We start from the raw sequence: 10,400 nt of genomic DNA on the forward strand, positions 1-10,400 counted from the left end.
GCTCGTCATACGACGGACGCACATCCCCGGTCACGTGGTGATCATCGCAGCACCACGATCACCACGTGACAGAGACCTGACTAGTTACCCGGCCGTACCACTCACGACCCCAAGGCGGCGCTCAGTGGATGATCGGCGGTGGCCAGCTGAGCATTTGCCACTTCTGCCAGTCGACGTTCAGGCAGTCCATCTGGCGCAGGTCCGAAGGCGCGACCCGGTTGCCGCCCTCGACACTCAGGCACTTCCCGCTGTGCTGAGGACGCAGTTCGGGGCTTTGGAAGGGTCCGCGATAGAAGGTCTGCCAACGCTGATTCGGTGTTCCCGCACAAGGTTGCTGCACGATGTCCTCATTGGACGCCGCGCCGCCGCCCAGCACCGTCAGGCACTGGTCGGACCCGGCGGACTGGTACGAGTACCAGCCGCCGCCGTGGTCGATGGTGCGCCAGGTCTGGGCACGGGTGTCGTCGCAGACCTCGTAGCCGACGTAGGCGCCGGGATCCTTGCTGCCCCACAACGGGACGAGGCAGCCCTTGCCGATCGTGATCGAGTGCAGGTAGTCGTCCGCCGCGTGCGCCGGTGTGACGGTGGCCGCCGTGAGCAGGCCCGCGGCGAGCACGGCTTGGATGAGTCTCTTCATTGCCTTACCCCTGAAGTGTCTTGAGCTTTTGCTTGGCGGCGGCGAGCTGGGCCGCGTACGTGGCCGGGTCGGTCTCGGCGAGACGGGTGTAGATGTCCACCGCTTCCTTGGCCATCGCGATCGCGTCCTCGTGCTTTCCGCCTGCCTCGGCGAAATCGATGGCCGGGTACATCAGCCATTGGCCGAGGATCGCGCTGTACGCCGGTCCGGACGGGGCGATCAGGCGTGCCTGCTTGATCCCGTCGAGAACCCTGGTCAGGCCGAGCGGGCGATCACCCTTCGTCCAGGTCCGGATGCCCTGCCAGATGGTCGCGTCGGCCATGTTGATCTTGTGCTGGAGGTTGCCCGGTTCCTGCTGGATCAGCTTCTGATACGTGGTGATCGCCTCGCCGAGCAGCGCGATCGACTCGTCGAACCGGCCCGTGTCCGCGAGATACCCGCTGACCGGCCAGCGAACCCACTGCGCGAACGCGGACGCCCCGCCGGGGCCCGTCGAGACGAGGGTGCGGGCGAGGTTGATGCCTTCGACCGCGCGGTCCCGTCCCTTTTCCTTGTCGCCCTTGTTGGTCATCCGGACGCCCTGCCAGATCATCGCGTCGGCCTGGTTGACCTTGTACTGGACGTTCGCCGGTTCCTGGCGGACCAGGTTCTGGTAGACCGTGATCGCCTCGCCGAGCAGTGCGATCGACTCGTCGTGCCTGCCCGTGTCGGCGAGATACTGGCTGACCGGCCAGCGAGCCCACTGGGCGAACGCGGACGCCGGGCCGGGTCCCTTCGGGATCAGGGTGCGGGCGAGATTGATGCCGTCGACCGCGCGGTCGCGGCCCTTCTCCGTGTCGCCCTTGTTGGTCATGCGGACGCCCTGCCAGATCGTCACATCGGCCTCGTTGACCTGGTGCTGGACGTTCTGCGGCTCCCGCTCCTCCAGCTGCCGGTACAGCGCGATGGCCTCGCCCAGCAGTGCGATCGACTCGTCATGCCGCCCCGTGTCCGCGAGGAACGGGCTGACCGGCCACCGGATCCACGCGGCCTCGACCGCACCGTAGGCGGGGTTCTCCGCGGTGAGCCGGCGGGCGATCGCGAGTGCCTCCATGGCCTTCGCCACGGCGCCTTCGCGGTTCGAGGCGTTCCACAGCTTCCCCGCGTCGGCGATCAGCGCTTCGCCCACCCGCTGCCGCGCGTCGGCGGAGAGCTGGTTGATCGCGGCCGGTGCGCTCCACGTGATGCCGTCGGCGCTCGTGGAGACGTTGACGCGCCGGTTGTCGAGCGCGTCGCGCCAGATCGCCGCGAGCTGCCCGCCGGCCACGCCGAGCGAGGGCGCGCCGATGGCGTGCGCGCCGGCGTGCACCGGACGTGGTGCCGCCCAGCCGGAACCGTCGGCGGTGTCGCTGACGGAAAGCCCGTCGTTCGCTCCGTTGCGCCAGACGGCGAACACCTTGCCGTTGAAGACGACCGGGCTCGGCCCGCCGTCCGCGGTGGCGCCCGCGAGCACGGACTGGTCGGTCCACTCCAGCCCGTTGGTGCTGGTCGCGTAGAACATCCGCTGGTCGGCCTCGTACCCCTTCCACAGCTGGATCAGCTTGCCGCCCAGCGCGGTCACGCCCGGCGCGGCGCTGGTGCCGCCGTTGTTGGTGGCTTGCACCGGCCGCTTCCAGTTCTTGGCGTCATAGCTGGACGTGACGTACTTCGCCCCGTCCGCGCCCGCGCCGCGGAAGACGAGCTGCAGCTTGTCGTTCAGCACCGTCAGGCTGATGCCCGCCGAGCCCACGGTGATCGGGACCAGCCGCGACGGCGGCGTCCACGTCTTGCCGTCCGTGCTGGTGGACATCGCCAGCGTGCGGTCGTTGTTGCCGTCGGACCACGAGAACGGCCCGCTGCGCCAGACCGCGACCAGCTTGTCCTTGAACACCACGATCGCGGGCGCGTCACTGGAGTTGTGCGGCCCGGCGACCGTCACCGGCGGCCACCACTGCTTACCGTCCACACTGGACGCGACCAGCACTTCATTGCGCTTTCCCTGCCAGGCAAGAAAATGTGTCTGACCGAGCGTCGCGCGCGACGCGCCGCCGAGCGCGCCGACCGTCTCACCCAGCGAACCAGGCGGGGCCGGTGCCGGACCGCCCGGCGACTCGACCGGGAACTCCGGGTGGGTCGCCTTGGCTTCGATCCGCAGCGCGCGCATGAGCGCGGTGGTCGTCTGCGGGTCCTGCGCGGCGGGGTTGTGCGTCAGGTCGGTCGAGTAGAACTCGATGCGCTCGCCGAACGCGGAGCGGCGCAGCCCGGCGACGGTCGCCAGGCACCTCGCCACCGGGTCCGCCGTCTTGACCTCGGCCGGTGCCGCCGCGCAGCCAGGCGCTTCGGCCTTGCTGAACACGACCTGGTCGGCCATGGCGTCCTTCTTGGCGTCCAGGTTCTGTGCCGCCTTGGCGAACAGCACGGTCAACGGGCTCGCGTCGCCGATGATCTTGCTGGTGTTCAGCGAGGACGGGAGTGACCTGGTGCCGTACAACAGCTCACGCAACCGCGCGTCGGTCTGCAACGCCGTCGGGAACGCGATCTCCGAGAAGGCACGCACCAGCCGGACGTTGGTGTCGATGGCCTTCGCCGAGGCCAGCTTGCCGTCGTTGAGCTGGCTCGCGACGAGCCGGTAGTAGGCGGCACGGCGCTCGATCAGCTGACGGTCGAGGAAGGGGTTGAGCCAGTCGTCGCCCCAAGCGGACATCGTGCTGACGGGCGAGTACGCGACCTTCGCCACCCGCTTCGCCAGCTCGTCCGGATGCAGGCTGCACCCGATCCAGCTGTCGTCGGCCCAGAACGGCTTCGTCCACGGCTCGTCGTCCGGGGGATTGCCGGGGTAGTGGCAGACCTCGACCTCGGCTTTGCCAGTGGCCGAGGCGACGTAGGTCGGGTTCTGGCCGGGAAGCTGGGTCCAGATCTGGAATTCGACGTGGAGTTCCGACATCTTGTGCGACTCGTCGGTCGTCGACTTCGTGCACCCCGGCGCCGGATCGGTGGTGAACTGGCACGGGATCCTGATCGGCTTGTCACGCGTCATCTGATACGTCCAGTCCCTGCGGCTGCGCACGTCCGACCAGCAGGTGGTCAGTTTGATGGCGGGGTTGAGCTGTTTCAGCAACCGCACTGTGGCAGGCAGGTTGTCGCTTGTCACGAATCCCGGCATCTGATTGATGATCTGGTCCGGCTTGCTCGCGAAACAGTTCTCGACCCGCGCGGTGTCGTCCTTCATGACGCCGTCGACGTGCTGGTTACGGTCGCCCCACAGGCTGAACTGCCGGTCGGCCGTCATCACCGCGCTGTCCTTCTCCAGCCGGATCAGGTCGTTGGCGAAGTCGGCGACCTTGGCCGCGTTGTCCGCCTGCAGGCCGCTGAACAGCGAGTTGGTCGCGACCCAGTCACCGGTGGCAGGCCTGGTGCGCGGCTGGTTGAACCGGCGTGCCGCGCCGACGAGGTCGCCGCCCGCCTCGAGCATGTCGTTGACCCGCGCGACGGTCTTCTTGTCGTTGATCGTGACGAGTGGCTCCTTCGCCGCCAGCGGCCCGTTCTGGTCCATCAGCAGCGCGTAGGCGCGCGCGGCCGCGGCGAACATCTCGGCGTTCGGCGTGCCTTCGGCGGGATAGTCCTGCAGGTACTGCGCCCCGAAGCGGGTCGAGGCGTACTTGGCCAGGTAGTTCACCGAGGAGGCGGAGCTGTTGGTCGTCAGGATGTCGTCAGGGGCGGAGTCGGTCGCCTGGCGCATGAACACCTTGCTCCTGGCGAGCGTGTCACCGGCGGAGGAGAACTTCTCCGCGGCGTCCTTGTAGTTGTCGCCTGCCCCCTCGTACGCGGGAATCGGGCGCCCTTCGCGCGTGGCGTAGTCGATGTACTTCTTGACGAACTCCTTGAACGGCAACGCCGAAGCGTCCTCGAGCGAGTCGAGGATCTGCCGGTGGTTGCTCTGCATGGTCGCCGCGAGGCCGAGCAGTTCGCCGTGCAGCGCCTGGATCTCGGCCGTCAGCTCGAAGTTCGACTGGCCGATCGCGACCAGCACCTGATTGAACTTCACCATCATGTCGCCGTAGATCTTGTTCAGCGCGGCGTCGATCTGGTCGAAGCGGACGTTGACCTGTTTCTGGAACTGGGTCAGGAAGTCCTTGAGCTGGGTGAAACTCTCCCGCATCTCCTTGTGCATCGCCTGGATGGCCTGCAGCTCCGGGCTCGGCCCGCCGCCACCGCTGCCGAGCAGCGCGACCAGCGTGACCACCAGTCCGACGACCGCGCCGATGATCGTGCCGATCACCGGGACCACCGAGCCGATCGTCGCGCCGGCCCCGATGGCGGTCAGCGCGCTGATCGCGGTGATCAGCGGCACGACGTTCTTGCCGATCGCGTACAGCGTCTCGGCGAACTTCACGATGTCCTTGGAGTACCGCGAGTTCAGGATCTTGGCGATGGTCGCGATGGCCATCAGGCCACCCTTGAGCTTGTCGAGGTAGCCGTCGAACTCCTTGGCCCGCTCCAAGAACTCCTTCTGGGCCTGTTCGTCGGACTTGATGATCTCGCCGGTGACCGGGTCGACGTACTTCTTGACCCATTCCATCGCCTGGCCCAGCGGGGTGTTCGGCGAGTTGGGGTCGCCCAGCACCTTGAGCAGCGGTTTGATCTGCTTGGTCAGCGCGTCCAGGCCCTGCTTGGTGCCCTGCTTGAAGGCCTCCTGGATGGCGTCGACGTCGATGACCTTCTTGATCTGCGGGAGCTTCTTCAGATCGTCGACCGGCGCGACCGGGTCGACCGGCGCCGCGTCGGCCGTGGTGGCCGCGCCCATCCTGGTCTTCCAGGTGCTGTTCAGCGTGCCGTCACGGCCAGCCGCCTCACGCAGCGCCGCCCAGATGCGGGGGCCGATCTCCGAGGTGGTCGCGCTGAACTGCTGCAGCACACCGCGCAGCGTGTCCGGGTCGCTGGTCGACTTGAGGTCGCGTGCGGTCAGCGCGCCGACCAGGCCCTTGAGCTGGGCGCCGCCCTTGTCGACCTCGGGGACGGAATACAGCGCCTCCACCGAGCGGCCGAACACGTCGGGCACCGGGTCCCGCTCACTGGCGGGCGCGATCGCGGCGCCGACCACCTGCTCCACGGCCGCCGCGTGCTTGTCGAGCGAGGCGGCGGACGCCGCCGGGTTCTTCGCGCGCCAGTCCAGCAGTTCGGCGCTGAGGATCATGTTGCGCTCGTAGAGACGGCCGGGGTCCTTCAACTGGACCGCGGCGCTGAACAACGCGTTCGACAACTGCTCGGGCGGGATGCCGGGATCGGCGGCCACCGCCTCCGGCACGGCGACGAGGCCGGTCAGCACGGCCGCCGCCATGAACGGCGCGACCACACGCCTGGCGAATGCGTTCCCTCTCATGAGCGTCCCTCGTGTCCGGTCGCACGTTCCATCACAAAAGCCCCTCGCTCGGATTAGACGGGTCAAGATCAAACCCGGGCGGGAGTCTGCCCAGCGGCCGAGCCGCGCGCCAGAGCCTTTCGTCGTCGTCCCATCGAGAGATTTCGCTTGTGACCAGCCAAAAAGAGTCAGATCACACGCGCGACCATGCCCGCAGAACTGCCCCAACGGGCACCCCGTCGATCTTGTGGCCGACGGGCCGTGCCCGGATACCCGCCCTTTCCGGCCTCGCCGCGCCGGGCGTCCGTCACGCAGGCTCAGCGTGATCATGTTCACCGACCAGAAGGATGCGTTCATGCGCAGCGTCAAAGGAATCGCTCTCGCCGCCGTGGTGGCCGCGGGACTGGTGGCCATGCCCGGCGCCGAGGCCATCGCCGCGGACGGGCCCGCCATCAGGGCGAGCGACATCAGGTTCCACACGAATGACGACGACAAGGACTACGACACCAACGTCCGCATCGACGTCGTCGACCGCTACGGCACTGTCGCCGCGCACCTCGAAGGCGTGCTCGGGCTGTTCAAGGACAACACCGACAACGGCCCGTTCTCGCTGACCGTCCAGAACCCGTCGGCGACCAAGGAGACCGTCCGCGGCGGCACGCTCAAGATCCACCTGGACACCGTCGGCCGCGACGAGTGGCGGTTCAACCTCAACCTGATCGTCCGGTTCGAGGACAACTCGACGCTGGGCTCCAGGGTCAACGGCATCCGGATGAGCCACAAGATCCCGGACGGCACCTGGGGCATCGGCTGATCCAGCCAGGGGTGGTGTCCCGGTCCGTCACCGGTGGCCGGGACACCACCCTCATGGCACCGCGCGTGGCCCTTTGCTCAGCGGGAACCGGGTTCGGTGATTCCCAGCTCGGCCGCCAGCCTGGACGCGGCGACCCTGATGCCGGGCGCGTCATATCTGGCGCATTCGGCCAGCGCGCGCACCCGGTATTCCCTGGCCCGCGCCGCCGCATCGTCCTTGTCCGCCAGTTCGGCGAGCAGCACCAGTATCTCGATCCTGATCTCCGGCCAGCGCGCTTCCTCCAATGTGGACACCAGCTGCGCGTCGGCTCCCGCGTGATCACCCGCGAGGATGAGCGCCTTGCCCCTGGTGAACCGCACGCGCGCCAGGCCGGCGTCCACCCCGTACCTGGTGAAGAGCTCCTCGGCCTCGTCCAGCAGTTCCAGCGCCGCCGCCACATCGCCGACGGCGGCCAGCGTGTCCGCGGAGCGGATCAGCACCAGGCCGAGGCCCAGTAGCTCGTCTTCGCCCAGCATGCCCGCTGACGCCCGGAAGTAGGCCAGGCTCGCCTCGTTCACGGTGACCGCCTCGGCGAACTCGCCCGCCGCGTGCAGCATCACGCCCAGCATCGACATGGCCAGATGACTGCCGACCTGGTTGCCCGCGCTCTCGAACAGGGCGACCGAACGCTTCGCGATGGCGATCGCCTCGGCGGGTGAGCCCAGCCGCAGCTCGATGCTCGCGCGGCAGTACCGGGACCACGCCTCGGCAACGCGGTCGCCTGCCTCGGCCGCCGCCCGCACCGCGAGCTCGTTGACCTCCAGCGCCGCTTTCGGCTCCTCGCACAGCGCGTACCGCACCCAGGCCAGGCAGTTCAGCTGCTCGGCGGTGGCCGTGGCGTCGCCGAGCGCCCGCGCGGCCGCCACCCCGGCCTCGAACACGCCACGCCACAGGTCGCCGACCCCGTTCAGGTACGAGTACCAGTACATGCCGGTGGCCAGGTCGAGCACCTTCCGATGCTCGGCACGCGCGACGGCGGCCATGAGCGCGCCATGCCAGTTGAGCTGCTCGTCCACCAGCCACCGTTTCGCGGCCGCCCGGTCCGGCACCGGATCGGGCTCGACCGGGGCGGACGTGCCCGCGCGCTCGGGGTCGAAGAACAGCCCGGCCTTGGTGGCGACCGCGACCAGCCAGTCCCGGATCCGCTCACCGGCCGCCTCGGCCGCTTCGGGCGGCTCGTCGAGGTCCAGGCGTTCTCTGGCGAACACGCGCAGCAGGTCATGGCAGGTGTAGCGGCCGGACGCGCCGAGGTCGCTGAGCAGGCTCGCGTCGACGAGTTCCTCCAGCGCCGCCTCCACCCGCGCGGCGGTCTCCCCGGTCAGCACCACGGCGGCCTCGACCGTCGTGTCCGGACCCGGCATCAGCGCCACCAGCCGGAACATCCGCGCCGCGTCGGGCGCCAGCTGGTGATAGGAGATCTCGAACGCGGCCCGCACCTGCAGGTCGCCGGCGGCGAGCACGGTCAGCCGCCTCCGCTCGTCCGCGAGCTGGACCGCCAGGCTCTCGATCGTCCACTGTGGCCTGCTGGCGAGCCGGTTGCCCGCGATGAGCAACGCCAGCGGCACACCGTCACACAGTCTCGCCACCCGCCGCGCGGCGTCCGGCTCCGCGCTCACCCGCGCCTCGCCCGCGACGACGGCGAGCAGCCGGACGGCCTGGTCCTCGCCGAGCAGGCCGAGCGCCAGCCTGCGGTGCGCGCTCAGCCCCGCCAGCGTCTTCCGGCTGGTCACCAGCACCACGGTGCCGGGACTGGCCGTCAGCAACGGCCTGACCTGCGCCTCGGTGGCGACGTTCTCCAGTATCAGCAGTACTTCGCGGTCCAGCAGCAAGGAGCGGTAGAGGGCGAACCGGTCGTCGGGGTCGGCGGGGATCTCGCGTTCGGCGACCCCGAATCCCCGCAGCAGCCGGTGCACGGCCTGCACGGGGGTCAGCGGGACCGGGTCCATGCCGCGCATGTCGACGAAGAGACAGCCGTCGGCGAACCGCCCGGCCAGCCGGTTCCCGGCTTCCATGGCGAGCGCCGTCTTGCCGACGCCGGGCAGGCCGTGGATCACCACGAGCTGCGCACCCGGCGACGACTCGGCGCCCGCCGCGAACTCGTCCAGCACCCGCAGTTCGGCCTCCCGGCCGGTGAGCTCGGTGAGCACCGGCGGCAACCCGCGCGCGACGCTCACCTCCAGCGCCCGCTCGCGGCCTGGCTTCTCGGTGGCGGCCGTCACCCTGGCGACCCTGGACTGCGCGGCGAATTCGGCGGCCTCGTGCTCGGCCAGCTCGAGCCCGGTGATGAGCAGCTCGACCGTGCGCCGCTGCGGGCTACGGGCCCTGCCGCGCTCCATGTCGCTGAGCGCGCGCACGCTGAGCCCGGTCCGCTCCGCCAGCTCCTCCTGGGTCAGCGCGAGGCGCAGCCGGTAGAACCGGAGGAAGTCACCGAACACGGTCGCTGCCACGCCGACCCGGCCCCTCTCCGCCGATGTCACTGGTATGACACATAGTCTGGCACAAACCGGACGCCTCGACGCGAGACACACCGGCGTCGATCGGCGGTACCGTCCAGGCGGCGATTTCCCGGAAGAAAGCTATTCCCCGCTGCCATCGCCTGATCGCTTATTCGAGGGAAAGTCAAAGTTGGGTGCCATGCCCGCACCGGGAGTCCGTAGCGATACTTACGAGCGCGAGTCCAAACTGGACTCGACGAACCGGCGACCGGCGCGCAAGCCGCGGCATTTGTCAAGGCCTATCGCGCACTTTCGCCGGTAACCGAAGAAGAACCGCGTATCGCGGCGGACAATTTTTGACAAGAACGCGCCGGTAACCTTACTCAGCCCGAAAGGCATTACCGCTATGGAGAAACATGCGATCCGGTAGCCTGCGACAATTGCCCGGAGAACAATTCACTGGCTACGGTTGAGCCAGTGAACCGCACGAACGGCTGAGGAGAGTCACATGAGCGAGAACAAGAACGTCACCCCGGAGAACGCCGTCGAGCTAACCGACGAGGAACTACCGGTCCTTTCCGGCGGTCTCGAGCGAATCTGACGGACGCGCACGCCCTGCCTGAGAGGGATGCGGAATGAACCTCCCCAGCCAGCGAAGGACCGAGCGCGTACTGCACCTGATCTCCTTCGGGTACCTCCACCTCGATGACGGCTGTCCCCCGCACGCCGACCGTGTCGAGGACGTCCGCGAGCGGCTCCGCGACCCGGCTGCCGCCCGCGACGTCCTCGATCTGGACGGGCGCGATCCGCGTGTGCAGGACATCGTCGCGCGTACCCCTGGCGCGCAGGAACTGCTCGCCAACCTCATCGACTACGCCGAGCTGCCGTCAGGCCCTCGGCGGATCGCCGTCGGCTGTGCCGGCGGCAGGCACCGCTCCGGCAGCCTCGTCGAGCTGCTGGCCGCCACCCTGCGCGCACGCGGTCACCAGGTCGAAGTCGAGCACCGGCACATCCACCTCCCCCGCGTCCTGCGCCCCTAGGTCACGGCGGACGAAGGCGCCGACCGGGGGTCGTGAGTGGTACGGCCGGTTCTAACCC

Annotated in this window: 5 protein-coding genes; 2 read left to right on the forward strand and 3 right to left on the reverse strand. The window is 68.8% G+C overall.

Annotated elements, in window-relative coordinates:
* Nucleotides 1–121: 121 nt before the first annotated feature.
* Complete coding sequence (locus tag ACFV15_RS46505) at nt 122–637, reverse strand: RICIN domain-containing protein (RefSeq protein ID WP_378359705.1); 516 nt, start codon at nt 635–637, stop codon at nt 122–124.
* A 4-nt stretch (nt 638–641) separates the two neighbouring features.
* Nucleotides 642–6,035 carry a hypothetical protein gene (locus ACFV15_RS46510; protein WP_378359707.1) on the reverse strand — a complete coding sequence of 1,798 codons (5,394 nt, stop codon included), beginning with the start codon at nt 6,033–6,035 and terminating at the stop codon, nt 642–644.
* Between the two features lie 334 nt (nt 6,036–6,369).
* Here ACFV15_RS46510 and ACFV15_RS46515 point away from each other — a divergent pair, with 334 nt between their 5' ends.
* Nucleotides 6,370–6,828, forward strand: coding sequence for a hypothetical protein (locus tag ACFV15_RS46515; protein ID WP_378359709.1), 459 nt, complete (start codon nt 6,370–6,372; stop codon nt 6,826–6,828).
* Nucleotides 6,829–6,905: 77 nt separating this feature from the next.
* Here ACFV15_RS46515 and ACFV15_RS46520 read toward each other — a convergent pair whose 3' ends face one another.
* A complete protein-coding gene (locus tag ACFV15_RS46520) occupies nt 6,906–9,314 on the reverse strand; it encodes an ATP-binding protein (protein ID WP_378359711.1) in 2,409 nt (802 codons plus the stop codon).
* Between the two features lie 623 nt (nt 9,315–9,937).
* On the opposite strand from ACFV15_RS46520, the gene ACFV15_RS46525 reads away from it, so the two are divergent.
* Nucleotides 9,938–10,342 (forward strand): ATPase, encoded by a 405-nt coding sequence (locus tag ACFV15_RS46525; RefSeq protein ID WP_378359713.1) that lies wholly within the window; start codon nt 9,938–9,940, stop codon nt 10,340–10,342.
* The last annotated feature ends 58 nt before the right edge of the window (nt 10,343–10,400 follow it).

This window comes from Amycolatopsis sp. NPDC059657, from assembly GCF_042734395.1.
Classification (GTDB): domain Bacteria; phylum Actinomycetota; class Actinomycetes; order Mycobacteriales; family Pseudonocardiaceae; genus Amycolatopsis.